Origin of the sequence: Mycobacterium colombiense, from assembly GCF_001672755.1 — a bacterium.
Taxonomy (GTDB): Bacteria; Actinomycetota; Actinomycetes; order Mycobacteriales; family Mycobacteriaceae; genus Mycobacterium; species Mycobacterium colombiense_C.
Genome location: NZ_LZKI01000029.1, coordinates 15702 through 41917, shown reverse-complemented (window position 1 = coordinate 41917; position 26216 = coordinate 15702). Strand labels below are relative to the sequence as shown.

Sequence of the window (26216 nt, the reverse complement as noted above, 5' to 3'; positions counted from 1 at the left end):
CGGCTTGTTCGACGCCGTGCGACGTGAATTCGCGGCGACCCCGAAGGCGCGTCGCCGCGGGTGGACGGCGGGCAGGTTCTCGTTCAACGTGGCCGAAGGTCGCTGCCCCACCTGTCAGGGGGAGGGGTTCGTCTCGGTCGAATTATTGTTCCTGCCAGGCACATACGCCACCTGCCCGCCGTCCACCCGCGGCGACGCGCCTTCGGGGTCGCCGCGAATTCACGTCGCACGGCGTCGAACAAGCCGGTGTAGGTCGCCAGCGTCGAGCGCGGTGTGCGTCCGATCGGGCGCTGGTCGACGGATACCAACCGTTTGATCTCCTCGGCCCCCTCTGCCGTCACACCGACACTCGCGTCGCGATCGAGATCGACAATCCCGCTGTCGGTTTCGTCGTCATCGGATTCGGCCGGCTCGGCTGCCCGCCCGGTGCCGAGATGGCTGTGCACGACATCGCCGAGGACCTTGACGACGAGCGTCGACTTGCCCGAACCCGACACTCCGGTGACCGCGGTGTAGACCCCAAGTGGCAGGTCCACATCGAGGTCTCGCAAATTGTGGAAGCAGATCCCGCGCAACCGCAGCCGCCCGGACTGCGTGCGCGGTTGACGAGGCGGCGGGCTGGCCTCTTCGAAAAGGTATTCGCGAGTGACCGACCCCTCGACGTCGGCGAGACCCGGCACCGGCCCGCTGTAGAGCACGCCCCCGCCGAGCTCTCCGGCCCCGGGCCCGACGTCGACGATCCAGTCGGCGCGACGCACCACGTCCATGTCGTGCTCGACCACGAACAACGAATTGCCCGCGCGCCGCAACCGATCGAGCACCTCGAGTAGCGGTTCGGCGTCGGCGGGGTGCAGTCCGGCCGACGGCTCGTCTAACACATAGAGCACGCCGAACAAGCCGGCGCGCAGTTGAGTGGCCAGCCGCAACCGCTGCAGTTCGCCGGGCGACACCGTCGGAGTGCGGCGACTCAGCGTGAGATAGCCGAGGCCGAGATCGATGAGTACCTGCAGGCGTGCGACGAGATCGGCGGCGATCATGGTCGCCACTTCCGTGAGCTCGCCGGATTTCGTGGACTCGTAGGCGGCCGCGGCATCGGTCCGAGAAGCCGTCGGGCGCAACGCTTCAGCAAGTTCGGCTAACGGCATCGCCGTGTAGTCGGCGATGGTCCGACCGGCGAATGTCACCTGCAGCGCCTCCGGCCGCAACCCGGAACCGTCGCATACCGGGCACTCGACGCTGTCGACGAATTGCAGTACCCGTCGACGCATCATCGCGCTATGGGAGTTGGCCAGCGTGTGGCGGACATGGCGTTCGGCACTGGAGAACGTGCCGTTGTAGTAGTAGTCGGCCTGCACCGGGTGCTGACTCGGATCGATCTCGACTGTTGGCTGCTCATCGGTGAACAGGATCCAATTGCGTTGCCGCTTAGGGAGTTTGTTCCATGGCTTGTCGATGTCGTATCCCATCGTGACGAGGATGTCGCGGAGGTTCTGGCCCTGCCACGCGCCCGGCCATGCGGCAACCGCGCCTTCGCGGATGGTCAGCGAAGGGTCCGGTACCAGAGTCTCCTCGGTCACCCGGTGGATTCGTCCCAGCCCGTGGCATTCGGGGCACGCCCCCACCGCGGTGTTCGGCGAGAACGCATCGGAGTCCAGTCGTTCCGTGGCCCCCCGTGGATAGGTGCCGGCGCGGGAGAACAGCATCCTCAACAGGTTCGACAGGGTGGTCACAGTGCCGACCGTCGACCGCGACGTCGCCGAACCCCGGCGCTGCTGCAGGGCGACCGCAGGCGGTAGCCCGGTGATGTCGTCCACCTTTGGTGCGCCGGTGGGCAAAAGCAGCCGACGGGCGTACGGGGCGACCGACTCGAAGTAGCGGCGCTGGGCCTCGGCATAGATCGTCCCGAAGGCCAACGACGATTTGCCGGATCCGGAGATTCCGGTGAACGCGACCAGCGCGTCGCGCGGCGCTACAACGTCGACACCCCGCAGATTGTGGACCCGCGCGCCGTAAACACGCACACAAGGGTCGATGTCGTCAGTGCTCGGATAGGCCGTTTTCGTCATCTTGCTCAACCGGATACCCCGGTTGCGGCCGGACAAGCGCGGTGCTTGCTGCTCGACACCGGCTCACGGGATTTGGTCTGCAATCCGTTTTAACGCCTGGTCGGCCGGGAATTCCGCCGTGGCCATGACGGAGACATCACCGAGCCGCATCCGCCTGAGCCATCACATCGTGGAACTCGATGACGGGCGCCGGATTGGACTTTCAGTCGGCGGCCGCGGAGTGCCGTTGTTATTCATGCACGGGCTCCTGCTCAGTCGTCGGGCATATCTGCGGATGCTCAGCCGGATCGCCGGTATGGGATTTCTGGTCGTCGCCGTCGATGCCGCCGGTCACGGCGACACCGGGCGACTGCCCAGCGGCGCATGCGCCTTCACCGATCGCGCCGATTCGGTGTTGCGCACGCTGGACGCCCTCGGCATCGGGCAAGCGTTGTTCGTCGGCCATTCGATGGGTGGGCGGATGACCATCCAGCTGGCCGCACGCGCGCCCGAGCGGGTTCTCGCCGCCGTGCTGTTCGATCCGGCGGCCGGAGCCCGGTTCGACACCACCATTCCAAAACTGGTGAAGTCCCCAACCAAGGCGTTGGGCGCGGCCTACACCGCGGTCCGCGACACACTGGGCGACCCGACGCAGCTCTCACCCGGCGAGCAGCTCGGATACTTCCGCGTGCTGGGCGCGGTGGCGATACCCAACCTGCGTTATCCCCTCGGGGCCGTCCGGACGATCAAGGCCATCATCGAATCCGGTGACTACACCCCGATGCTGCACACCATGCGCGACGAGGGGATGCCCACCATGGTGGTACACGCCGAAAATGACTTGATCGTGCCGTTCCAGCACGCGCGCGACATCGCCGACGAATCCGATGCCACGCTGTACAAGGTGCCGGCCGCGTACCACTCGTGGATGATCGCCAACCCGCGGCAGGGCGCCGACGCGTTTCGTCAACTGCTCGACGGCGAGCTGGGCGAGGTGCTTCGCAACGCCGCCGACACGCTGGGCATCGCCGACCTCGACGACCACGAGGCATGGGAACGCGAATTACTGGACCCCGATGCGCTGGTGTTGGAATTCGTCCACGGTCGCGACCGAATCGAGATCGGACCCGAGGACCTCGACCACGTCGACCTCGAGCTGGTACGCCGTACGGAGCACTCGCAGGAACGGATGTCCTGGGCTCGACGAACGTATCGCCGGTGGGCGGCCAAGCACCTGCATCAGGCGCGATCGATGATCCGGCGGAACACCCGGATCGAGCCGGAGCATCGCGAATAGCCACGGGGTAGCTGCGAGCTTACCGGCTCACTCTCACCCCACGCCGTTCCCGCACCGCTGCGATCGCTGTCTTGAGCCCGCGGCGGCGCCCTGTCACCCGGCCCGTCCCGGCGAAACCGGGTTCGAGGTGAGCGAACATCCGCTCGCTGCGGGTTTCCGGTGCGTCGTCGGCGGTGTCGCGCAAGTATTTGTTCGGCAACGACAGTTTGGCGATGGTGCGCCACGTCTTGCCGTACTGCATCGCGAACGAGCCTGTGGTGTAAGGCAAGTCGTACTTGGCGCACAACGCGCGCACCCGCAACGAGACCTCGTGCAGCCGGTTACTCGGCAGGTCGGGAAACAGATGGTGTTCGATCTGGTGGCACAAATTGCCACTCATGAACCGCAGCACGGGCCCGCCCTCAAAGTTGGCGCTGCCCAGCATCTGCCGCAGATACCACTGGCCCTTGGTTTCGCCGATCATGTCGGTCTTGGTGAATTTCTCGGCGCCGTCGGGGAAATGCCCACAGAAGATCACCGCGTTGGCCCACACGTTGCGGATGACGTTGGCCACCGCGTTGGCCTTCAGCGTCGACTTGTAGGTCGCTGCCGGCGACAGCGAGGTGAGCGCTGGGAACGCGACGTAGTCCTTGAACAGCTGACCGCCGACCTTGGCGGAGAATTCGCGCGTCTGCTCGAGGGTGAAGTCGCGTTCTGAGCCAGGCTTCAGGATCTTCTCCAGATCGATGGTCTGCAAACCGATTCCCCACTCGAACCCCAGCGCGAGTAGCGTATTGAACAGCAGATTGCCGAGGTTGTACGGCTTCCATGGCTGGTCACGGGTGACCCGCAGGATGAAGTAGCCCACATCGTCATCCATGTCGAGGATGTTTGTGTACTTGTGGTGCTTGACGTTGTGGCCCGCAACCCAGTGTTTGGAGACCGCATTCATGTCCCACTCCCAATTCGTGGAGTGAATCTCGGGATCGTTCATCCAGTTCCACTGGCCGTGCATGACGTTGTGACCGATCTCCATGTTCTCGATGATCTTGGCCGAGCCCAGAGCCACGGTTCCGGTCCACCAGGCCCAACGCTTCGAGCTACCGGCCAGCATGAGCCGACCGGCCAGCTCGAGGGCACGTTGCGCGGCGATGGTGCGGCGGATGTAGCGGGCGTCGCGATCACCCAGAGAATCCTCGACGTCTTGCCGGATCGCATCCAGCTCAACGGCCAAACTCTCGATGTCGGTCTCGTTTAAGTGGGCGAACGCCGGAACGTCAGTAATCGCCATGTTTCCTCCCCGGGGCCTCGTGCGTCAGGACCTCAGCGTTGATATGCACCGGCATGTGCCCAATCGGCGGGCGAGGCCATTCTCTCGACTGGGTAACGAGGCTAATGATTCTGCGGTTCCTTCTCGGTGAGAAACTTACGTGATCCTTAAGCCACCCAAGGAAATCTAGATTGCTTGCGCTTCAACGCTGTTCGTTGGTTCGTCTGCTGTAGCGCGATGAGATGAGCGGAAGCTCAGTACTCGATGAGCGGCAGCTTAGTGCGTGGCGGGCAGATGAAGCTCGATGATTTCGACCAGGTGACGCCTAACATCGTCAAGCACAGCTGTCGACTGTGTCGCCAGTGCAAGGATGACGCCACCCTCGACCGCGGCCACGATCAAGGCCGCAAGCGAGCGCGCGCTGTCACGACAGGCACCGGACCTGACCAGCCGATCGGCGAGGACAATCTGCCACTCACCAACCGCCTCGGAAGCCGCCTGCGCGGCCGCCGGCGCTTCAGAACGACCGAGGATCGCCGCCACAATCGGGCAGCCAGCCTGCATCTGAGTCGCACTCAGTTGCGCCTTCCATTCCTCGACGAAAGTCTGGACCGCCTGTGCGGGATCGGCCCCGTCGTCGTCTGACCGGATCACCGCGGTCAACGCCTCCCCTGCGAGGCGGGTGGCTTCGGCAACGAGTTGCGCTTTGCCGCCGGGAAAATTCAGGTAGACGGTTCTGCGGGCGACTCCGCTGTCCTCGAGGATCGCGTTGAGGCCAGTTCCAGCGACGCCGCGCCGTCGCACCAATCCGGTGACACTGGCGATGAGAGCATCTCGCGCAGACATCTTTCACCGCCTTTCGGTTTCGCCGAGCTCGTCACCCGGGCGCTCCTGAGTCGTTCAGTGTGTCTCACCAGAACTCGACCTCTTGGGTTGAACTATACTGATCGGTCTACTAGCATTTCAAAAGGCGTTAACCCCTTCACCAAAACGGGCCGCACATTTCGACTACGGAGACACCATGACGAGCCCCAAAGAGAACAAGACGTTGCGAAAGTTCCGCAGAGAACGTGCGCTCGGACGCTATCTGCTCAACCCGGCGGTGCAGGGATTGAGCAGACTGGGGGTGCGCACTGCATTGGCCACCGAACTGGAGACCATCGGCCGTAAGACCGGCCAGATACGCCGCGTCCCCGTGTCGGCCCAATTCGACACCAACGGCGCGTGGGTTATCAGCCAACACGGCAGCCGCTCTGGTTGGGGCAGAAATATCGCCGACAACCCGAATATCCGTATACGACAGGGCAATCGATGGCGCGCCGGAGTCGCGGCATTCAGGCCAGACGACGATGTTGTCGCGCGTGGCCGCAAGTTCGGGCGATTGGGAGCCAAGGTGGCAAAGGCGCTGGAGACGACTCCAGTGTCGGTCCGGATCGATTTCACCGACTAGGGAATTAGCGCGCCCACGTTTCGGTAGCGGTTCGCGCCACCGCGACCGACCCGAGGTGGGGATCAGGTCCACGCCGCACCGGTTTGGCGGCGTTTCGCTTCGTTGTTGATCGCAAGGATTCGCAACGGCATTCCCGTTCTAGCGTGGCCGGGTCGCATCGGTCAGGCGGGCCGCGCGATTCGGGGTTGAAGGTTGGCCGGCCGCTCAAGCCCGAGATGATCACGCAATGTGGGCCCGGCGTATTCGGTGCGGAATCGTCCACGGCGCTGCAGGATTGGCACGACATGATCGACGAACGTCGTGAGCTCATGCGGCAGTGTCGATCCCATAATCGTGAACCCGTCGACTGCGCCTGCGTCCTGCCACGCGGTCACATGATCGGCGAGCTGTTCGGGCGTGCCGATGAAATGCGTCTGCCCCGCCAGCCCGCCAGTCGCTTCCTGGGCGATCTCCCGCAAGGAAGCCTTGGGTCGCGCACGCGCCGCCGCGAAGAGCTGCTCGGCGCGGCTTGACGGCGCCGACCGCTCGGCCCAGAGTTCGGCGGGCAGCGGAGCGTCGGGATCGACGCCGTCGGGGTCGAGCCCCGCTGTGTAAAGAGTGTTCTGCCAACGAAACTCAGGGTTCTCCAGGTCTTCGAGGCGCTGTGCTCGTGCTCGGGCTTCGGCTTCGGTGCCGCCGAGCGTGATCATCAGCGCGGGCAGCACCTTGATGTGGTCGGGTTTACGACCGATGTCCGCGGCCTGTTGATGCAGGTTGGCCCGGAAAGCGACCGCCGCCGCGAGTGAGGGGGGCCCGGAGAAGACCACCTCGGCGTATCGCGCGGCAAGCCCGACGCCCGCGGCGGACTGTCCGGCTTGAACGAGCACCGGGTGGCCCTGCGGGCTGCGCGGAAATGGCTGGACACCCTCGACGTCGTAGTACTTGCCGTGAAAACGCGGCGCATGCAACTTGGCGCGGTCTGCCCACACGCCGCGGTCGCGGTCGCCGATGACCGCGTCGTCCTCCCAGCTGTCCCAGACGTGGGTGACAGCGTCGACGAATTCGTGGGCCTGCGCGTAACGGTCGGCGTGTTCGGGGTGAAACCGCTCGCCGAAGGCGGCCGCGGCCAGCGGCGTGACGGTGGTGACGATGTTCCAGGCGGCGCGGCCGCCGCTGAGATGATCCAGCGTCGCAAACCGGCGAGCGAGCTCCCACGGCTTGCTGTACGTCGTCGAGCCCGTCCCGATCAGCCCGATGCGGCTGGTGACCGCGGCCAGCGCCGAGAGCACCGCTATCGGGTCGAATTGCGTCTGAGGAAGATACGTAGCGCGATATTCGGCGATGGCGATGTTGTCGGCCAAGAAGATCGAGTCCATCAATCCGCGTTCAGCGATCCGCGCGATATCCGTGTAGTAGGACAGGCCCAGGACATTGCGCGCATCGCCGTCGACGACGCGCCAAGCGGCCTCGTGATAGCCGTTCGGCCAGATGAACGCATTGAAGTGCAGAGGCCGCGTGCTCATAGGTTCGACTCCTTCGTGCGCGTGGATGCTTGCGAGGAAGGCATCATGGCCATGTCCGTTCATCACCGCATGGCCGCGCCCAAAGCATCCTGATGGCGCAACATCGTCTGAGGTTGAAATAGTCCTTTGCCCTACGGAGAGCACAATTCCGCGCATATGCCGCAGCCGGAGTTATGCGTTTCGGTTCTCAGACGGGCCAAGCGTGGATGCGATTCTGCGTCTGGCGGCTTACTGGCGGGGCTGTAAGAGGGAGTAGTGGCCCTTGCCAAAGCGGGCCATTTCCGGTGCGTCGCCAGCGGACAGCAGCGTCCACGCGGGAGTGAAGCGACGTTCGATTTCGGCCTGAGTGATGCCCTGGACGCCAAATTGCTCACCAGGATCAAGCCCGCCGATCAACAGCCGCGTGTCCGGCGCTGCCACCGCGCTGACCTCGCGGACATACGCGTCGCGGTCCTTGTCGGTCAGGTTATGCAGGCAGCCGTTGTCGACGATCAACGTAAACCCGGTCCCCACGCCCCGGGCCGAGCTGAGGTGGGTGACATCGGCATGAACGAAGTTGACGGAGACCTGGCGGGCTTGCGCCTTGGCGCGCGCCTTGGCCAGCGCCCTCGGCACGAAGTCCACGCCGGTGACCTGCCACCCGTGCTGTGCCAAATAGATGGACGTGTCGCCGGTACCGCACCCAATATCGAGTGCAGTGGCCGCCGGGAGGGCGGGCGAGTCGTTGCCTTCGACCAGGTCGTGCAGACTTTTCGGCTGCGGATGGCCATCCCACGGTGTGAAACCGACTCGGTACATCGCACGGAACAACATGTTTCGAGATGCCATCACTCCACGGTAGGCTTCACGACTTTCTTGGTGCCAGGGCCGAATACGTGCCGATGCCCGAACCACCCCGCGCACGCGCCGAGGCCGCGAGGCGAGAGAGGTCCCGCGCGAAACTCAACCAGGGTGTTCGAGCGACGATAAGTCGGTGCAGGCGGAGGCTCACTGCATTTCGGTTTTCATCAGAACCCTCACCAGTTGCCGTTGTTGTACTTCGGGCAATACGCCAGCGTTGCTGCGCCCACGATGTCCAGCGCAGCGGCTTCGAGTCCGATAGTCGAGCCTCGCGCGATTCCAAGTGTGTCTACTCCCTTGCCGGACCATACGAGGTCTGCGGCCTGGAGGTCATCTTGTCCGCTTGCTCTCGCGTCACAGACTTGATGTGCAAAGGGAATCATTGCGCGTATCGATGATTCCGGCGGCGAAGGTTTGAAGAGATTCGCCATATAAGGGATAAAAAACGAATCGCCTTCTCCTGGTGTTGCATTCGCCACGGGTGCAGCTGCGGTCACGAAGAGGGCAAGAATTGAACCTAAAAGTCGGGTTTTGATACTAACCCAGTGCTTACCTCGCACGCTTGCTCCTCGTCAGCCAACTAGGTTGCCGGACAACACAATCTCCATTGACCACCCTCAGCCAGGCTGGCTGGCGTGATGCCTCGCCGTTTGGCTGAACAGCACTAGCTTTGCCGCTTTACAGCACCACCATGGTTGCCGAACTAGCCGGTCGCTAGCGCGACCGCCAGTGGTCGAATCATCATCGCTCTCATCTGTCCAGCCACAAAGACGACGACTGAGATGCGTCAGCTGCCAAGCCACTGCTTAACGCCGCCGTGGCCCGAGCACGTGCCGGTGTGGTGCGTGCTGAACGAGTAGTCGCCATCACGGCAGACCGCGGTAGCGCCCGCAGGCGGCCCACTACTCACGAGGCCCGGAGCACCACCAGGCGGCAGACCCGACGATGGGTCGGGGATGCACTGCCCGCTCGAATTCTGGTAATAACCCGTGCCACAACTAGCCAGAACCGTGGTCGGCCCGCCCGCGACGATCACTGGCGCTAAGCTCGACGCCCCACCCGAAATAGCCGCAGCAGCGATTAAAAGTTGCACGCGCATGTCCCACCCACAACGTTGATCTTTAGATTAACGGGTGCCCACCCCGGACGGCAGCGTAACGGGCTGACAGCACAGCCCGCATGGATTCGGCAGAATTTTCGGACGAGCGTACCGTTCTCCCCCGCCCAACCGACCGGCGCTCCACGGCCGTTTCGGCTATAAGGCGGCGTGCGGGGGAGTTTCGCCATTTAGCTAGCCGCACCTGCAACGCCGATCGTCGAACGCGCTGCGTACGTCAACGTCCTAGATGGCTGGCTCCACGCCCTGTCATCGGCCTGAACAGGCGATATCGTGTGGGGCTGTTCAGAGTCGGTTGATGGTTGACGGAACTATGTCGGTGGATCCTTGACACTCTGGGTTAGTGGTTAGGCCTGTTCGCTGGTGCGGAGGGCCCGTTTATTTCGTACCGCGCCGGTGCTGGTGCGGGCGGCGGTTTTGACTAGTTGGTCGCCGATCCAGAAGCGCAGCAGCTGGCCGTCGACGTGGACGTCGCAGCGCTGCCCGCCGTAGTGGCGTCCGATGCACACCTGCTGCCAGGACACGCACACGATGCCGTTGCTGCAGACGCGGCGGCTGACCCAGTCATCACCGCTGCGGTGATCGGCGGCGCCCGCCGAATTCGATGGAGGTGAGGCCGGTATGCCGGCACGGAATCGTTCGGCTGGGGTGGCCATCTTCAACGACTGATGCGGCCGGCGGGTGTTGTAGTCCTCGACCCACTCATCGAGCGCCTGCTGAGCAACCTTCAGATTGGTGAAAGGCGCTCTGTCAGTAAGAAACTCGGCGCGCAGGCTGCGGTGGAACCGCTCAATCTTGCCTGTCGTCGTCGGGCTACGCGGCTGAGTCAGCAGGTGTTCGATGCCATGCGCACGACAGATCGCATCAAAGAGCACCTCCACCGGCGGATGGAAGAACCGGCCCGTGAACACTTTGCCGTTATCGGTCAGGATCTGCTCGGGCGCCCCATACGTGGCCAGCGCCGCGCGCAATGCGTCGCAGACCGCCCGGGTGCGTTCCCGGGTCATCAACACCGCACAGACACACATCCGGGAATGGTCATCGATCCCGGTGAGCGCTTTGGCGCTGGTGCCATCAGCCAGCGGGAAGCCACCGACCACATCCATCTGCCATAGCTCCATCGGCGTGGCGCGTTCCCAGCGTTTCCACTTCCGTGAGCGCCGATCCCGCAGATGAGGATCGATCAACTGCGCCCGCACCAACGCCCGATAGGCCGCCGAGGGCAGCGGCGACACACCGCGCTTGGCCAACTCAAACACCAGCCGCCGCGGCCCCCAATACGGCCGGGAGCGGCGCAGCTCCAGCAACCTGGCTTCCACCTCGGCGCCGAGCTGATGCGGACAACTCATCGGCCGATGCGACCGATCCATCAGCCCCTCAAGACCCTCGGCCTCATATCGGGCCAACCACGAGTGCAGCGTCTGACGCGACACCCCAACCTTCGAAGCGACCTGCGAAATCGACAATCCGTCACTGATCACCGCTAACACGGCCTGATACCGCTGCTCGGCCACGCTCAACTCCCTCATCTGAAGGAGTGTCAAGGATCAACCGAAGTAGGTGTAAAGCATCAGCCGAAACACTGTCAGGCATCACCCGAAATAGAAATGTCAAGCATCACCCGACGTCATACAGGCACTTGGTGGGGCGGGCGGGGCTCGAACCCGCGACCAACGGATTATGAGTCCGCGGCTCTAACCAACTGAGCTACCGCCCCGACGGAGTAGTTCCGTAGGAAACCGTAGCGGAAGACCGGAGTCAGGGTGCGTCGGCCGGCGATGCCGCTTCGACGTGAGCCGGCATGCGCGGTGGGCGCCCCATATCGGGAACGCCCACCGGGCACTGCGCTTATGTTCTCGAAGTCAGGCGGGAGCCGGTCCCGGCTGCCCGGCTTGACCCTTGATCTTGGGGATCATCTCTGGCGCGTAGACGAAAATCGCCGACTCGACCTCCCACTCAGCCTGGGCCTGACTCATGGGTGTAGTGCGGGTGATCATGTTGATCAGTTCCTGGCCCTCTCCGTACGGATTGGGATTGGACCGAACCTGATCGGCGAACCAGCGTCCCTCGGCGGCTTCGCTGCAATCATTGAAGTCGGCGTTGTGCACCATTTTGTTCTGTGCCAGGAGGTTGATGTACTGGTCGTCGGCTGGGCTCATATTGCACGCCGCCGACGCCTGCGGCGCCGACAGCACGGCGCCACTGACCATCGCGGCGCCGAGCGCAACCCCGGCGGCCCCCACCGCCAGCACCTGCGTGCGCGATCGTGTCGTTCTCACTTCTCCAGACCCCCTTATCGTGGAATTTGCCGCGTTCCTTCCTCAACAGAGTTCGGATACCACCGGTGTTCAGCGTGGCAAACGACGATTCCAACAAACAGCGCGTGAACAGCAATTAGCTAAAATTACTGTGCGAGAAACTATTCGGGTCCAAATCGGTAACAGCGGCGGGCCGGATGCGAGCAACGCGGCGCCGCCTCGCCGACCCCGCGGACCAAGGGGCTGTGCCGCAAATGCGAGTTAGCTGCCACACGAACACGAAAACGGCCGGAGGGCGACGCCCTCACGGCCGGTTACGTTCAGAGCTAAACCCGTTGCGCCCCAGTGATTGTCGCTAAGCCGCCGGCCAGTTTGCGTTCGCGGCCTGGTCTTTGATCTTGGGGATCAGGTCGGGCGCGTAGACGAAAATCGCCGACTCGACCTCCCACTCGGCTTGAGCCTGGTTCAACGGCGTGGTGTTGGTGATCATGTTGACCAGCTCCTGACCCTCGCCGAACGGGTTGGGATTGGCCCGCACCTGGTCCGCGAACCACCGTCCCTCGGCGGCCTCATGGCAATCGCTGAAGTCGGCGTTGTGCACCATCTTGTTTTGCGCGAGCAGGTTGATGTACTGGTCGTCCTGTGGACTCAAACTGCAGTTAGCGGAGGCGAGCGGAGCCGACAGCACGGCGCCGCCGAGCATCGAGGCGCCCAGCGCGACGCCGGCAGCCCAAACCGATGACACTCGAACGCGCGAGCGTGTACGGGTGCTTGTCATTTCCGAACCTCCCTCTGCGCGGGAACGCAGCCGCCTCCGACGCACCCGAGCTAGAAATCCTGCAAACAACTGATACGGAAAGCCATCCGGCTCGGCCACGCTGCCATCTCGTTACCGTCACATATGTGTTCATATGAGTCTCAGTGAACGCGCTAAAAGTAGCGAATGACCCCCACACACAGCGGAAACGCACGCTTGCGCGGCAGTGTACGAATGGTTAACATTTCGTGCCTTCGCGTCCGGGCAGGCGGACGGCCGAGCCCTCAACTACGCGGCGCCACAACACCTGTAACCAGCTACGACCGCCCCTCGCGCGCCGTCAGCTAAGGCCGGTCCGGGCCAGCGTCACGGAGCGCGGGTGTGCGAACGTCAGCTGAATACCGTCTGACCGTCGGCGTCGAGCAGGTATCGCTCAGTGCCGGTCTCGACGCGCGGCGCGTCGGCGCCCAATGACACGGCGACTTTATTGCTGGCATTTCGCATGATGTCGAAGGTGAGCTCCACGGCCTCCGCGTCGGAGAACCGGGAGCGCACCTCGGCGACATCGTCGGCGACGAGGTGCGCAGGTGTCCAAATTAACGCATCGGCATAGCGCAGCGCTGCTTTAGCGCGGTCGTCGAGCAAACTCGACGATTCGAACCGCGCGATCTCCTCATACAGCGTTTCCGAACCGCCGGCATCGAGCGCGTTGCCCTCGCGGAGCGAGTTGCACAACCGGCAATCGTGCTGCGCCGCCCCACGCAGCCGGACCAGTTCGGAGGTCACCGGGTCGAGCGCACGCATTCGCGCCACCGCGATTAAAAAGTCGTTGAACACCGGATCCGACGGATCGGTGGTGTGATCCCAGGCGATTGGTTGACCGACCCAGCCGAGGTATTGCGCGCCGACGCCGAGCGCTTCCAGTCCGGCCCGCACGCGGGGGACGAAGTCGGCGATGTACATCTGCACGACAACGCCAAAGGTGCGGTCCCCTAGCTGCTTCCACAACCGCGACCGCTGCTCGGCGGTGACCGACGAGACGTCGGCGCTGAATTGTTCGGCGAATTCGGAGACGGCGGCCTCGGCTTCCGATTCCGCCTCGCCGACCTCGACGCTCGCGGGCAGCGGCGGCAGCGACATCGTCTGTGCGCATACCCGGCGAACCAGCGCCGTCAGGCGACCGTCGCCCGGAGCTAGCGACACCAAGCGCGTGAGCTGGTCTTCTCGAACAGAAACCGGAGCCGCCATCCGTCACACGCTAGAACGCGCGCTGCCCGGCGGCAATGAATTACTGGGCCTGGCTCACCGATGACATGTGGAAGTCGGGTATCCGCAGCGACGGCATCGCGGCGCGGGTGGCCCAATCTCCCCATTCGCGCGGCAGGGTCTTTTCACTGACGCCGGCTTCCGTGGCCCGGCGCAGCAGGTCCAGCGGACTCTCGTTGAACCGGAAGTTGTTCACCGCCGCGGTCACCTGGCCGTCCTCGATGAGGTAGACACCGTCGCGGGTCAGTCCGGTGAACAACAAGGTGGTGGGGTCGACGACGCGGATGTACCACAGCGTGGTCAGCAGCAGGCCGCGCTCGGTGGCCGCGATCATGTCGTCCTGACTGGCCGTCCCCCCGGTCATCACCAGGTTGTCGGCGGCCACAGCGACGTCGACGTCGTATTTGGCGGCCGTGGCCCGCGGATAGGCCAGCGCGTTGATCACCCCGTCGCGGATCCAGTCCACCTGACCGATCTCCGCACCGTTGTCGAACACCGACACCGTTTCCGACGAACTGCTGACCGCGACGAACGGCGTGCAGGCCAGGCCGGGTGCCATCGGATCGGAGTACAGCGTCAGCGGCAGATCGGTGAGCCGCTCCCCCACCCGGGTTCCGCCGCCGGGCGCCGAGAACGCGGTCCGGCCCTCCTGGGCGCCGCGGCCTGCCATCGACCACGCCATGTAGATCATCATGTCGGCCACCGTCGACGGCGGCATGATCGTCTCGTAGCGTCCCGCCGGCAACTCGACGCTGCGCTGCGCCCAACCCAGCCGCGTCGACAGCTGCTCGAGCAGCGAATCGGTTGGCACATCGACGAAGTCGGGTGTGCCGGTGCCCGCCCAGGCGCTGGCATCGCCGCGTTTGGCGTTGATCTCCACCGCCCCGGTGGGCTGGGTGAAACGCCGCCGCAATCCGGTCGACGATGCCAGGAACGTGGTCGAAACACTGTGGTGGGCAAAGCCGTATAGCCGATCTTCGCCGCGGAAGCCGCGGGTGAGCGAGTCGGCCACGTCGGAGAAGACCAGGGGCCCGGTGCCGGGCACCGGCGCGTCCCAATCCACGGGCACCCCGGTATCGCTCAGCAGCGGCGCGGCATCACCCGCCTCCGGCGCCGCGCCGGCCGCCTCCTGCGACGCGGCCACCAGCCCGGGCAGCACCCGCGGATCGGCCTCGGCGGACACCACCGTGCCGATGCGCGCGCCGGACCCGCGACACACCACCGAAATCACCGTCACGCTGCGGCTCACCGAAACCCCGTTGGTGGTCATCGAATTGCCCGCCCAACGCAAGGTGGCCTCGACCTTGTCGGTGACCAGCACCATGGTCTCATCGGCGCGGCCGAGCTTGGCCGCCTCGTCGAGCACGATGTTGACGACATGCTGTGCAGTGATCATCGAATCATCGCCCGCCCTCGGTGCGGGTGTTGAGCACGTTGACGCCGCGGAACAACGCCGACGGGCTGCCGTGGCTGACCGCGGCGATCTGCCCGGGCTGGGCCTTGCCGCAGTTGAACGCACCGCCCAGACGCCAGGTCGACGGGCCTCCCACGGCCTCCATCGAATTCCAGAACTCGGTCGTGGTGGCCTGATAGGCGACGTCACGCAACTGACCGTCCAGCCGGCCGTCGCGGATCTGGAAGAACCGCTGGCCGGTGAACTGGAAGTTGTAGCGCTGCATGTCGATTGACCATGACTTGTCGCCGACGATGTAGATGCCGTCCTCGACCCGGCCGATCAAATCGTCCGTGCTGACGTCGTCCTGCGCCGGCTGTAGCGACACGTTGGCCATCCGCTGAATCGGCACATGGTGCGGCGAGTCGGCATACGAGCATCCGTTGGAGCGCGGCTGCCCCAGCCGCTGCGCGAACACACGGTCGAGCTGGTAGCCGGTGAAGATGCCGTCGCGCACCAGATCCCAGCTTTGCGCGGCCACTCCCTCGTCGTCGTAACCGATTGTGGCCAAACCGAATTCGACGGTGCGGTCGGCGGTCACATTCATCACCGGCGATCCATACCGCATGGTGCCCAGTTTGTCCGGCGTCGCGAACGACGTGCCGGCGTAGGCCGCCTCATAGCCGATCGCGCGGTCGTATTCGGTTGCGTGCCCGATTGATTCATGAATCGTCAGCCACAGGTTGGTCGGGTCGATCACCAGGTCTTTGGGCCCCGGGACGACGGTGGGCGCCTTGATCTTCTCGGCCAGCAGTGACGGCAGCTGCGCCAGCTCGTCGGTCCAGTTCCACACCTCGTCGCCGGCCAGAACCTCCCAGCCCCGGCCCATCGGCGGCGCCAGCGTGCGCATCGAATCGAAGCTGCCGGCCGCGGGGTCGACCGTGATCGCTTCCAGCGACGGCAGAACCCGCACGCGCTGCTGGGTGATCGAGGATCCGAACGTGTCGGCGTAGAACGTCTGTTCCTTGACGGCGGTCAGAATCGCCGACACGTGGTTGATCCCGTCGGCGCTCAGCAGCCGCCCGGAGTAGTCCTCCAGCACGGCGATCTTGTCGGTGGTGGAAATGTCGAATGGATCGATGCGGTAGTCCGACACCCAGGCCGCGTCCGGGTAGACCGGTTCGGGCGCCAGCTCGACGCGCTCGCTGCTCAGCGTCGCCAAAGTGGTTGCGACGTGTACCGCACGCCGCGCCGTCTCGGCCGCCACCGACGGCACCAGCTCCGCGTGCGAGGCGAATCCCCAGGTGCCGTCGACGATCACTCGCACCGCCAGGCCGACCTCACGGTTGATCACCGCGGTCTCCAGCTCGCCGTCGCGCAGCTGGATGATCTCCGTGATGATGCGATGAACCCGCAGGTCGGCGTGCGTCGCCCCGGCCGCCTTCGCCGCCGAGAGCGCGGCGTCGGCCAGGTCGTGGCGCGGCAGGTCCAGGAAGTCGGCATCGATCCCCCGGTTCGGTGTCACGGTTCCACCGTAACGGCCGGTCGCCCCAAACCCCGGCGGCGCCCGCTTTAATTACCCCATGGCCAGCGCGGTGCTGAGGAAACAACCTCGATCCACCGCGCTGGGCTACGCGCTGCTGGCGCCCAGCCTGTTCGGCGTGCTCGCCTTCCTGCTGCTGCCGATCCTGGTCGTGCTCTGGCTGAGCCTGTGCCGATGGGATCTGCTCGGCCCCCTGCACTTTGTGGGCCTGGCCAACTGGCGGTCGGTGCTGACCGACGCCGGGTTCGGCAACTCGCTGACCGTCACGGTCATCTTCGTGGCGATCGTGGTGCCGGCCCAGACCGCGCTGGGACTGCTTGCCGCGACCATGCTGGCCCGCCAGCTCCGCGGCACCAATCTGTTTCGCACCCTGTTCGTGCTGCCGTGGATTTGCGCGCCGCTGGCCATCGCGGTGCTGTGGCGCTGGATCCTGGCTCCCACGGACGGCGCGGTGAGCACCGTGCTCGGGCACAGCATCGTATGGCTGTCGGATCCCAGCTTCGCGCTGCCGCTCGTTTCGGCCGTGGTGGTGTGGACCAACGTCGGCTACGTCTCGTTGTCGTTCCTGGCGGGCCTGCTGGCCATTCCCGACGACATCTATGCCGCGGCACGCACCGATGGCGCCACCGCGTGGCAGCGGTTCTGGCGCATCACCATGCCGATGCTGCGGCCGACGACCTTCTTTGTGCTGGTGACCGGGATCGTCAGCACAGCACAGGTTTTCGACATGGTGTACGCGCTGACCGGCGGCGGACCGGCCGGCAGCACCGACCTGGTGGCCCATCGCATCTACGCCGAGGCGTTCGGTTCGGCGTCCATCGGCCGGGCGTCGGTGATGGCGGTGGTGCTGTTCGTCATCCTGATCGGCGTCACCCTGGTTCAGCACCTGTACTTCCGGCGACGGATCAGCTATGACCTCGTCTAGTCGCGCCGCCAACGTCGTGATTTACACCGGGCTGTCGCTGGGCGCGTTGATCACGTTGGCGCCGTTCGCACTTGGATTGATGACGTCATTCACCTCGGCGCACCAATTCGTCACGGGCACCCCGTTGCAGTTGCCGCGGCCACCCACGCTGTCCAATTTCGCCAACCTGGCCGGGGCCGGGTTCGGCCGCGCGGCGGCGGTGACCGCCTTGGTGACGGCGGTGATCCTGGTGGGCCAGTTGACCTTTTCGGTGCTGGCCGGATACGCCTTCGCGCGCCTGCAATTCCCCGGCCGCGACACGCTGTTCTGGGTGTACATCGCCACGCTGATGGTGCCGGGCACGGTCACGGTGGTGCCGATGTATCTGATGATGGCCCAGCTCGGCCTGCGCAACACGTTCTGGGCGTTGGTGCTGCCGTTCATGTTCGGCTCGCCGTACGCGATCTTCTTGCTGCGCGAGCACTTCCGGATCGTCCCGAACGACTTGATCAACGCCGCCCGCCTGGACGGGGCGAACACCCTGGACGTGATCGTGCACGTGGTGATCCCGTCCAGTCGCCCGGTCCTGGCCGCGCTGGCACTGATCACGGTCGTCTCGCAGTGGAACAACTTCATGTGGCCGTTGGTGATCACCAGCGGTCACAAATGGCGGGTGCTCACCGTCGCGACCGCCGACCTGCAGTCGCGGTTCAATTCGCAGTGGACGCTGGTGATGGCGGCGACCACGGTCGCGATCGCCCCGCTGATCGCGCTGTTCGTGGTCTTCCAGCGCCACATCGTCGCGTCGATCGTCGTCTCGGGACTCAAATGACCCGGCCCCGGTTTTCCACACTGGTCGCGGGATCGGTTGCGCTGGTGGCGGTGCTGCTGGCGGCGATGGCGGTGCTGCTGGATTACTCCGGCCAGCCCCACGGCGGCAAGACCGTCGTCACGGTGCGCATCTGGGGCGATCAGATCGGCGCGGCCTATCGGCAATCCTTCGAGGCCTTCAGCCGCGCGCATCCCGACATCGAGGTGCACCTGAACCTGGTGGCGTACTCGACATACTTCAATACGCTGCGCACCGACGTGGCAGGCGGCAGCGCCGACGACATCTTCTGGTTGTCCAATGCCTACCTCGCGGCGTATGCCGACAGCGGCCGGCTGCTGAACATCGGCGACGTGCTCGGGCCCAAGGCGGCCTCGGGCTGGGAGCGGCCGGTCGTCGAGCAGTTCACCCGCAACGGAACCCTGTGGGGCGTGCCGCAACTGACCGACGCGGGAATCGCGGTGTACTACAACGCGGATCTTCTCGCCACGGCCGGCGTCGATCCCGCCCAGCTGAATACCTTGCGGTGGAGCCCCGACGGCGGCGACACGTTGCGTCCCCTGCTGGGCAGGCTGACCGTCGACGCCGACGGAAACTCCGGCGACACATCGCGTTTCGACGCTGGACGGGTGCGGCAGTGGGCGTACAACGCGGCCAACGACCCTCAGGGCATCTACCTGAACTACATCGGATCGGCCGGCGGCGTGTTCCAGCGGGGCGACACGTTCGCGTTCGACAATCCCGGTGCCGTGACGGCCTTTCGGTATCTGGTCGACCTGATCAACCGCGACCACGTCGCGCCGCCCGCCGCCGACACCAACGACAACGGCGACTTCTCCCGCAATCAGTTCCTGGCCGGCAGGATGGCGCTCTTTCAGTCCGGTACGTACAACCTGGCGCCGGTCGCGCGCGATGCCCGCTTCCACTGGGGAGTGGCGATGATGCCCACCGGGCCGGCGGGCCGGATCAGCGTCACCAACGGCATTGCCGCGGCGGGCAATGCGGCGACGAAGCACCCTGACGCGGTGCGCCAGGTGCTGGCCTGGATGGGCAGCCAGCAGGGCAACGAATACCTAGGGCGTTCCGGTGCGGCCATTCCCGCGGTGACCTCGGCCCAACCGGTCTACTTCGACTACTGGGCCGCGCGGGGTGTCGACGTCACACCCTTTTTCGCCGTGCTGAACGGTCCACGCATCGCGGCGCCCGGCGGTGCGGGCTTCGCGGCCGGCAACGACGCCCTGCAGCCGTACTTCGACGAAATGTTCCTGGGCCGCGGCGATGTCGCGGCGACGTTGCGGCGGGCTCAGGCGGCCGCCAACACCGCCGCGGCGCGCCAGTAGGGGCCCGTCACCGAACGTCGTCCGCTGACCGCTCGACCGCCGCGTCGTTGAGCGCGCTGTGGTGGCGACCCCAGACGACATAGAAGACCAACGCCAGCGATACCCAGCCGCTGAACGCGATCCAGGTGTACCAGTGCAGGCTGGCCAGGATGTAGCCGCAGGCCGCCACCGACAGGATCGGCGTGACGGGATAACCCGGCACCTTGAATCCCCGTGGCAGGTCGGGCTCGCGCACCCGCAGGACGATCACCCCGATGGAAACGACGACGAACGCGGTGAGCGTGCCGATCGATACCATGTCGGCGAGCTTTTGCAGCGGTATGAACGCGGCCAGAGCCGAGGCGACGATGGCGACGATCACCGTGTTGTTCACCGGCGTCATGGTGCGTGAGTTCACCGTCGCGAACCTCGCGGGCAGCAGCCCATCGCGGCCCATCGCGAACAGGATGCGGGTCAGGCCGTACATGGTGACGAGCGTGACGCTGAAAATCGAAATGACCGCTCCGGCAGCCAGAATCGTGCCGGCCCAGCCGCCGTGCGTGACGTTGTCGAGAATGACGGCCAGCCCGGCTTCCTGCTGGCCGGCGAAGTTCTGCCACGGCTGGGTGCCCAGCGCGGCCACCGCGACGAGGACGTAGACGCCGGTGACGGTCAGCAGCGCGCCGATCAGGGCGCGCGGCATGGTTGTCTGCGGATTCTTCACCTCGTCGCCCGCGGTGGATACAGCATCGAGGCCGATATAGGAGAAGAAGATGGTGCCGGCGGCCGAACCGATACCGGAAACACCGAAGGGCGCGAAGTCGCGGAGATGGCTCGCGTCGAATGCCGTGAAAGCGACGACGGCGAACACGACCAGTACCCCTAGTTTGATCATCACCATGATGGCGTTGACCTTGGCCGACTCGCTGGCGCCGCGGATAAGCAGCAACGCGCACATCACGATCAACAGGACCGCCGGCACGTTCACATAACCGGGTTGGGAATCCCACGGCGCGGCCGATAAGGCTTGCGGCAGCTGGAATCCCAGGACATTGCTCAGCAGCTTGTTCAGGTAGCCACTCCAGTTGACGGCGACCGCTGCGGTGGCCACCCCGTATTCCAGTAGCAGGCACGCTGCCACGCCCACGGCCACGACCTCACCGAGCGTGGTGTAGGCATACGAATACGACGATCCCGAAACCGGCACCGCCGAAGCCAATTCCGCGTAGCAGACGGCGGCCAGTCCGGCGGCGAGGCCCGCGAGCAGGAAGGAGACGATCACTCCCGGCCCGGCCTCGGGCACGGCCTCAGCCATGACGAAGAAGATGCCGGTGCCGACGGTCGAGCCGACCCCGAACATGGTCAGCTGGAAGGTTCCGATACCGCGCTTGAGGTGATCGGCGGTCCCGTGTGCGACGTGCGCGCCCACCACGGGGCGCCGCCGGAGCATCTGCTCTTTCAGGCTGATCGACGTGGCTGGCAAGCGCCCCTCCTGTGGCCGGATCAGCTGATTATGAAGCAGCCTCCCGCAGTACCGCAGCAAGCCGGCCGACCGCCCACTCGATCTCCTGGGCGGTGACCACCAAAGGCGGTGCGAAGCGCAGCGTCGAACCGTGGGTGTCTTTCACCAGGACGCCGTGGTCGGCCAGCCGCAGGCTGAGCTCCCTGCCGGTGCCCAGCGACGGGTCGATGTCGACACCCGCCCACAAACCCAGGCCCCGTATCTCCTGGACACCGTGGCCGATCAGCTGTCGCAGCCGCCGATGCAGGTGCGCGCCCAGCGCGGTCGCCCGGGCCTGGAATTCGCCGCGCGCCAGCATGGACACCACGGTGGTGCCGATGGCGGCGGCCAGCGGGTTGCCGCCGAAGGTGGAACCGTGCTCGCCGGGGTGCAAGACGCCGAGGACGTCGCGGTCGGCCACCACCGCCGACAGCGGCACCACTCCGCCGCCCAGCGCCTTGCCCAGCAGATAGACGTCGGGGATCACCCGCCATCGGTCGCACGCGAACGTGTAACCGGTGCGCGCCAGGCCCGACTGGATCTCGTCGGCGATCATCAGCACGTTGTGCTCGCTACACAGCGCGCGGACCGCCGGCAGGTAGTCGTCGGGCGGGACGATGATCCCGGCCTCACCCTGAATGGGCTCCAGCAGCACCGCGACGGTGTTGTCGTCGATCGCCTGCGCCACCGCTGCCGCGTCACCGAACGGCACGGACCGGAATCCCGGCGTGAAGGGCCCGAACCCGTTTCGCGCGGCGGGATCCGACGAGAAGCTGACGATGCTGATCGTGCGGCCGTGAAAGTTGTTGTCGGCCACGATGATGTTGGCCTGATCGGCCGGCACGCCCTTGACGTCGGTACCCCATTTGCGGGCGACCTTGATACCGCTTTCGACGGCCTCGGCGCCCGAGTTCATCGGCAGCACCATGTCCTTGTCGCACAGGTAGGCAAGCGCGGCGCAGAATGGTCCGAGCTTGTCGGAATGAAACGCGCGGCTGACCAACGTCACGGTGTCGAGTTGCGCATGCGCGGTGGCGGTGATCTCCGGGTTGCGGTGACCGAAGTTCACTGCGGAATAGGCGGACAGGCAGTCGAGGTAGCGGCGGCCGTCGATGTCGGTGATCCATGCGCCCTCGGCGCTTGCGGCGACCACCGGAAGCGGCGAATAGTTATGTGCTGCACGCCTTTCCGCAAGCCTGATCGCGGAGTCGATCCGGTTGGCGGTGACCTTCTGCGACGTCTGCGCATCGAGAATCGTCATGGGAATACCTCCAGGGTGCAGCACTTGACAGATCCGCCGCCCTTGAGCAGCTCGGACAAATCGACGCCGATCGGCTCGAAGCCGGCCCGGCTCAGCTGCGCGGCGAAACCCGTTGCAGCGCTGGGAAGCACCACGTGCAGACCGTCGGAGACGACGTTGAGACCCAGCACGTAGGCATCGGCCGTGTCGGCGATGATGGCGTCCGGGAACAGCTCGCCCAGCTGCTCCTGGGCGTCGGCGCTGAACGCCGGCGGATAGAACGCGATGGCGTGATCGTCGAGAACGGCCAGGGCGGTGTCGAGGTGGTAGAAGCGGGGGTCCACCAGCTCCAGGGAGATCACCGGCGCGCGAAGCGCCGCGGAGATTTCCGCATGCGCGCGCCGGTCGGTGCGAAATCCCCAGCCGGCCAACACGATGTCGCCGACCTTCAGCAGGTCGCCCTGCCCCTCGTTGACGTGGCGGGTACGCACCGGCCGGTAGCCCAGCGACGACATCCACCGTGCGTAGGCACGCGATTCGCCGGCCCGCTCGGCGAACCGGAACCTGGCGACGATCGCGACATCGTGTGCGACGAACCCGCCGTTGGCGGCATAGACCATGTCCGGCAGACCCGGCACGGGTTCGATCACGTCCACGTGATGTCCCAGCCGTACATACGTCTCACGCAAGCTCTCCCATTGCGCTTGTGCGAGGCTGATATCGACGGGTGTGGTGATGTCCATCCAGGGGTTGATCGCGTATTCGACCGCGAAGAAGGCCGGCGGCGTCATCGCGTACTGACGGACGCTCGGCCTGCGACCGAGCGTAATGGGCGCGGCTGACCTCGCAAATCGGGGCGCTAGCACATGTTGTTCCGTCATGAATTAACGATATTTGGGGCGCTCTTGTTAATCAAACCACGCATATTGCGTGTCTAGGGTCGATTTATTGCGCTACAGTGCTGAAATCATCGATTTGTTGTGTGCTGCGGGGAAGGGACGCCATGGACCGCTTGGATGAGACCGACGAGCGCATCCTCGCCGAGCTGACCGAGCATGCGCGCGCCACCTTCGCCGAGATCGGCGAGAAGGTGAATTTGTCTGCGCCGGCGGTGAAGCGGCGTGTGGACCGGATGCTGGACAGCGGCGTCATCAAGAGCTTCACCACGGTCATCGACCGCAACGCGCTGGGCTGGAACACCGAGGCTTATGTGCAGGTGTTCTGCCACGGCCGGATCGCACCCGATGAGCTGCGAGCGGCCTGGGTGGATATCCCCGAGGTGTTCAGTGCCGCGACGGTCACCGGTACCCCCGATGCGATCCTGCATGTGCTGGCCCGCGACATGCAGCATCTGGAGACGGCGTTGGAACGAATCCGGTCCAGTGCCGACATCGAGCGCAGTGAGAGCATCGTCGTGTTGTCGAACCTGATCGACCGGATGCGGCCCTACCCTCGGTGGTCAGCGCCGGCGGAGCCCCCGCGGGCGGGCCGGTGCTGAGCGGCGAGATGCATACGGCCACGGGTTGTTTCGCTCGGGAACCGACTTGGCCCGGACGTGTTTGAGTTGGGTGCGCAGATGCCGGCGCAGGTCGTGCAGTAGCGGATCGGTCCAGCGGTTCGTGGCTTCGATCGGGTCGGCGGTCAGGTCGTACAGCTCCCACTGGTCGTCGATCGGCGACGTCCGGTAGGCCTCTCCCCCGAGCCCGTTGGCCGCCAGGTGGCGCACGCCGGGCTCGGTCCACGTGCCCGGATCGTCGAAGGTGCGGACCAGCTTCCACAGATGCCCGCCGCCCCCGGCGGCCGTCGCCTCGTCGACGCGGACGACGAGCCCCTCGAAATTCGACGCGGTGTGGGCCGGCACCCGGATGTGCAGCGGCGCGGGGGGATTGACGGTCCGCTTCAATTGTCGCGCCAAACCCGAAGCCCCGCTGTCTCCCTCGAGCATGTTGTCGCGGGTCATCAGGTAAACGGCCCGGGTCTCGTCGGCCGCAGCGCCGTCGACGATCGGCATGAGGTTGCGGCCCGGCAGCTCGTGCACTTCGGAGAACGACTGCGCCAGCGTGGCCGCCACCTCCGCCACGTCGATGCCGGCCGCGCCGAGCAACGTCGGAACCAGGTCCACGTGCGAGGTCGGCGCCTCGACCACCCGCCGCTGCGTCGTGCGCTCACCGATGCGAGCGATGACGAACGGCACACGGGTGGCTTCGTCGTAGAGGTTGAACCACTTCTGGTGCAGCCCGCCATGCGCCCCGAGGAGGTCGCCGTGATCGGCCGTACGCACCAGCAGCGCGTCACGCGAACCATTTTCGGTGACGGCCCGCCGCACCCGCTCGATCGGCCCGTCCACCTCGGCATGCAATCGGTAGTAGAGGTCGCGGTAGCGCTGCGCGTTGCGCCGATAGGTCCAGTTGATCGCGGGCGCCGGGCCGTACCCCGAGTAATACGCCTCGCGGAAGGCGATCTGGGCGGCGGGCTTGGTGGACAGGTCTTCATCCGCGGTCGGGGCCGGGGGCACCGGCGGCGGGTCCAGCGGTGAGCGCTTGATCGGGCCCCGCCGTGACCATGCCGGAAACAGCACAATGTCATGGGGATTCACGAAGCTGGCCACCAGCAGGAACGGACGCAGCGCGGCTGGGTCTCCGGCGCGACGGCGGGCGTAGCGGTCGGTGAGCCAGGCGACGATTCGGTCGGCGATCAACGGGTCGCGCCGGATGCCGGCGTCGGCCAGCGCCGCCCCGTGCGGCTCGGGGCCGACCCAGCCCGAGAAGCCAAACGGCGCAAGCGGATCGGCCTCCAGGTAGCGGCGCACCGCTGCGGGGTCGACGGTTCCGTCATCGTCATTGGTGGCCAACGAGCGGCCGGTTGCCGGGTCGAGGAGATCGGCATGCGAGATGTGCCACTTGCCGTCGTAGTGGGTGTCGTACCCCGCGGCGCGAAACCAATTGCCCAGGGTGGGCACTTCACCCCGGCGCAGCCACCGCATGCGCGAATCGTCGGCGGCCTTCCCGATACCGTCGGTCTGGGTGACCCCGTGCAGGTCGGGATAGTGCCCGGTGAAAATCGTTGGGCGACTAGGCACGCAGGCCAGGGAGCCGGTGTAGTGGCGGCCGAAACTCACGCCGTGATCCTCAAACCACCTGCGCCCAGCCAGTGCCCGAGCGCGCCACGCGAGCACGTCGGGCGCCTCGTAGGGTGGCACCGCGCGTTCTTCGTCCGTCATCACGATGACGACGTCGGGGCGATCAGACACGGCCGTTCTCCAATCGGTTCGCCAGCCCGGCGAGCATCGCGGCGGACTGTCGCGCAAGGAAGCGGCACAGGACGCGTTCGGCCAGCTTCTGCGTTGGGCGGGGGCCGATTTCGACGGTGCTGGTCAGCGTCACCCGGGTCTGGAGCGGCCGCGCCCCGCCCGCCGGGGCCAGCGTCCAGCGATTGGACACCCTGCGCAGGCGGCGGGGCAGGCCGTCGATGTCGTACGCGAGGGCGCGGGGTGGCTCGAATTCGGTGATGCGCTCGACCAGGGCGTTGCGCTTGACCTGGACCCGGCGGGCGGTGCCGACCGGCTGTCCGTTCCGACCGGAATGCAGGACGCACGAGTGGTCGACGTTACCGGCCCAGGCGCTGATCGAACCGAAGTCCGCCAAGACATTCCAGATGTCGTCGACGGCAGCCGCGATGATGCGCGTGCGCTGGATATCGGTCATCT

Annotated in this window: 23 protein-coding genes, 1 tRNA gene and 1 pseudogene; 6 read left to right on the top strand and 19 right to left on the bottom strand. The window is 65.6% G+C overall.

What is annotated here, in order from left to right; all coding sequences use genetic code 11:
• Positions 1-152 precede the first annotated feature (152 nt).
• A pseudogene (locus A5708_RS03140) lies at positions 153-2066 on the bottom strand (ABC transporter); the annotation flags it as partial.
• Positions 2067-2190: 124 nt separating this feature from the next.
• Between A5708_RS03140 and A5708_RS03135 the strand changes: the two are divergent.
• On the top strand, positions 2191-3342 hold the full coding sequence (locus A5708_RS03135; protein WP_196772519.1) for an alpha/beta fold hydrolase: 1152 nt from the start codon (positions 2191-2193) through the stop codon (positions 3340-3342).
• A 19-nt stretch (positions 3343-3361) separates the two neighbouring features.
• Here A5708_RS03135 and A5708_RS03130 read toward each other — a convergent pair whose 3' ends face one another.
• Positions 3362-4612 (bottom strand): fatty acid desaturase family protein, encoded by a 1251-nt coding sequence (locus A5708_RS03130; RefSeq protein ID WP_065027224.1) that lies wholly within the window; start codon positions 4610-4612, stop codon positions 3362-3364.
• Positions 4613-4867: 255 nt separating this feature from the next.
• A complete protein-coding gene (locus A5708_RS03125) occupies positions 4868-5437 on the bottom strand; it encodes a TetR/AcrR family transcriptional regulator (protein ID WP_065027223.1) in 570 nt (189 codons plus the stop codon).
• A 175-nt stretch (positions 5438-5612) separates the two neighbouring features.
• Here A5708_RS03125 and A5708_RS03120 point away from each other — a divergent pair, with 175 nt between their 5' ends.
• The gene (locus A5708_RS03120) at positions 5613-6041 is read left to right on the top strand and encodes a nitroreductase/quinone reductase family protein (protein WP_065027222.1); all 429 of its coding nucleotides are present in this window, start codon (positions 5613-5615) and stop codon (positions 6039-6041) included.
• A gap of 161 nt (positions 6042-6202) precedes the next feature.
• On the opposite strand, the gene A5708_RS03115 is transcribed toward A5708_RS03120, so the two are convergent.
• From A5708_RS03115 to A5708_RS03075, 11 genes are all read right to left on the bottom strand, one after another.
• On the bottom strand, positions 6203-7543 hold the full coding sequence (locus tag A5708_RS03115; RefSeq protein ID WP_065027221.1) for an NtaA/DmoA family FMN-dependent monooxygenase: 1341 nt from the start codon (positions 7541-7543) through the stop codon (positions 6203-6205).
• 228 nt (positions 7544-7771) lie between these two features.
• Positions 7772-8371: a class I SAM-dependent methyltransferase gene (locus A5708_RS03110; protein WP_065027220.1), complete on the bottom strand. Its 600-nt coding sequence runs from the start codon at positions 8369-8371 to the stop codon at positions 7772-7774.
• Positions 8372-8559: 188 nt separating this feature from the next.
• Positions 8560-8943 (bottom strand): DUF732 domain-containing protein, encoded by a 384-nt coding sequence (locus tag A5708_RS25910; RefSeq protein WP_081292797.1) that lies wholly within the window; start codon positions 8941-8943, stop codon positions 8560-8562.
• A gap of 227 nt (positions 8944-9170) precedes the next feature.
• A complete protein-coding gene (locus tag A5708_RS25905) occupies positions 9171-9482 on the bottom strand; it encodes a DUF3761 domain-containing protein (RefSeq protein WP_081292796.1) in 312 nt (103 codons plus the stop codon).
• 365 nt (positions 9483-9847) lie between these two features.
• Entirely contained in the window at positions 9848-11029 is a 1182-nt protein-coding gene (locus tag A5708_RS03105) for an IS481 family transposase (RefSeq protein ID WP_065027219.1), read from the bottom strand.
• A gap of 111 nt (positions 11030-11140) precedes the next feature.
• Positions 11141-11217, bottom strand: a tRNA-Ile gene (locus A5708_RS03100).
• Between the two features lie 145 nt (positions 11218-11362).
• Complete coding sequence (locus A5708_RS03095) at positions 11363-11743, bottom strand: DUF732 domain-containing protein (RefSeq protein ID WP_065027229.1); 381 nt, start codon at positions 11741-11743, stop codon at positions 11363-11365.
• Between the two features lie 370 nt (positions 11744-12113).
• Complete coding sequence (locus A5708_RS03090; protein ID WP_065027218.1) at positions 12114-12536, bottom strand: hypothetical protein; 423 nt, start codon at positions 12534-12536, stop codon at positions 12114-12116.
• Between the two features lie 369 nt (positions 12537-12905).
• Entirely contained in the window at positions 12906-13763 is an 858-nt protein-coding gene (locus A5708_RS03085; RefSeq protein ID WP_065027217.1) for a carboxymuconolactone decarboxylase family protein, read from the bottom strand.
• 40 nt (positions 13764-13803) lie between these two features.
• Complete coding sequence (locus A5708_RS03080) at positions 13804-15177, bottom strand: TldD/PmbA family protein (RefSeq protein WP_065027216.1); 1374 nt, start codon at positions 15175-15177, stop codon at positions 13804-13806.
• A 4-nt stretch (positions 15178-15181) separates the two neighbouring features.
• On the bottom strand, positions 15182-16699 hold the full coding sequence (locus tag A5708_RS03075; protein WP_065027215.1) for a TldD/PmbA family protein: 1518 nt from the start codon (positions 16697-16699) through the stop codon (positions 15182-15184).
• A gap of 73 nt (positions 16700-16772) precedes the next feature.
• Here A5708_RS03075 and A5708_RS03070 point away from each other — a divergent pair, with 73 nt between their 5' ends.
• The 3 genes from A5708_RS03070 to A5708_RS03060 are packed head-to-tail and all read left to right on the top strand — an operon-like array spanning position 16773 to position 19790.
• A complete protein-coding gene (locus A5708_RS03070; protein ID WP_196772520.1) occupies positions 16773-17642 on the top strand; it encodes a carbohydrate ABC transporter permease in 870 nt (289 codons plus the stop codon).
• Positions 17629-18453: a carbohydrate ABC transporter permease gene (locus A5708_RS03065; protein WP_065027213.1), complete on the top strand. Its 825-nt coding sequence runs from the start codon at positions 17629-17631 to the stop codon at positions 18451-18453. Before A5708_RS03070 ends, A5708_RS03065 begins: the two co-directional genes overlap by 14 nt.
• Positions 18450-19790 (top strand): extracellular solute-binding protein, encoded by a 1341-nt coding sequence (locus A5708_RS03060; RefSeq protein WP_065027212.1) that lies wholly within the window; start codon positions 18450-18452, stop codon positions 19788-19790. The genes A5708_RS03065 and A5708_RS03060 overlap by 4 nt, the downstream gene beginning before the upstream one ends.
• 7 nt (positions 19791-19797) lie before the next feature.
• Here A5708_RS03060 and A5708_RS03055 read toward each other — a convergent pair whose 3' ends face one another.
• Genes A5708_RS03055 through ddaH form a run of 3 tightly spaced genes read right to left on the bottom strand, consistent with a single transcriptional unit; the run spans position 19798 to position 23391 of the window.
• Positions 19798-21252, bottom strand: a complete 1455-nt coding sequence (locus A5708_RS03055; protein ID WP_065027211.1) for an amino acid permease — start codon at positions 21250-21252, stop codon at positions 19798-19800.
• Between the two features lie 28 nt (positions 21253-21280).
• On the bottom strand, positions 21281-22531 hold the full coding sequence (rocD, locus tag A5708_RS03050; RefSeq protein WP_065027210.1) for an ornithine--oxo-acid transaminase: 1251 nt from the start codon (positions 22529-22531) through the stop codon (positions 21281-21283).
• Positions 22528-23391, bottom strand: coding sequence for a dimethylargininase (ddaH, locus tag A5708_RS03045; protein WP_065027209.1), 864 nt, complete (start codon positions 23389-23391; stop codon positions 22528-22530). Before ddaH ends, rocD begins: the two co-directional genes overlap by 4 nt.
• Before the next feature lie 122 nt (positions 23392-23513).
• On the opposite strand from ddaH, the gene A5708_RS03040 reads away from it, so the two are divergent.
• The gene (locus tag A5708_RS03040; protein WP_065027208.1) at positions 23514-24008 is read left to right on the top strand and encodes an Lrp/AsnC family transcriptional regulator; all 495 of its coding nucleotides are present in this window, start codon (positions 23514-23516) and stop codon (positions 24006-24008) included.
• Here the strand turns inward: A5708_RS03040 and A5708_RS03035 are convergent.
• Both A5708_RS03035 and A5708_RS03030 read right to left on the bottom strand, forming a co-directional pair.
• On the bottom strand, positions 23970-25760 hold the full coding sequence (locus tag A5708_RS03035) for a sulfatase-like hydrolase/transferase (RefSeq protein ID WP_081292795.1): 1791 nt from the start codon (positions 25758-25760) through the stop codon (positions 23970-23972). The genes A5708_RS03040 and A5708_RS03035 overlap by 39 nt on opposite strands.
• Positions 25753-26214, bottom strand: coding sequence for an SRPBCC family protein (locus A5708_RS03030; protein WP_065027207.1), 462 nt, complete (start codon positions 26212-26214; stop codon positions 25753-25755). The genes A5708_RS03035 and A5708_RS03030 overlap by 8 nt, the downstream gene beginning before the upstream one ends.
• Positions 26215-26216 lie beyond the last annotated feature (2 nt).